This window comes from Streptomyces sp. DH12 (assembly GCF_020873895.1).
In the GTDB taxonomy this organism is placed as follows: Bacteria; Actinomycetota; Actinomycetes; order Streptomycetales; family Streptomycetaceae; genus Streptomyces.
Map to the genome: position 1 here is coordinate 1 of NZ_JAHWGT010000545.1, position 567 is coordinate 567.

The following is a 567-nucleotide window of genomic DNA, read 5'->3' on the forward strand; positions in this document are numbered from 1 at the left end:
GCCACGAGCAGCCGCCCTGTGAGCGAGGACACCTCGGTCATGCCAGACATGATCCCGCATCTTCCCGCCGCGCGGGGAGGCAATGCGGGTGACGGAGTGAACACGGCCGCGGCGCGCGAGAGCGTCCTGGTCGGGCGTCGTCCGGCAGACGTGAAGGGGTGCGGACGGGCGGCCGGGAGCGCGCCCGGCGAGCTGGTGCTCGACCCCACGTACGTGGAGAGCGCCAACGTCGCTGACATCGATGCCCACGCCGGTTCCTCGCGCATCCCGATCCTGTTCTGCGGTCCGCTGCTGCACCGCCTCGGGCACGCGTTCATCCCGGGCCTCGGCGGCTGCGACATCGGCGGACGCCCCATCGACTTCCACTTCGACGTGCTGCGGCAGTTCGGCGCGACGATCGAGAAGCGCGCGGACGGCCAGTACCTGGAGGCCCCGCAGCGGCTGCGCGGCACCAAGATCCGGCTGCCGTACCCGTCCGTCGGCACCACCGAGCAGGTGCTGCTCACGGCGGTTCTCGCGGAGGGCGTCACCGAGCTGTCCAACGCGGCGGTGGAGCCGGAGATCGAG

Annotated in this window: 1 pseudogene; it reads left to right on the plus strand. The window is 71.8% G+C overall.

The annotated features are described in order from the left end of the window. Positions 1 to 39: 39 nt before the first annotated feature. Positions 40 to 567: pseudogene (locus tag LPA54_RS35690) on the plus strand (UDP-N-acetylglucosamine 1-carboxyvinyltransferase); the annotation flags it as partial.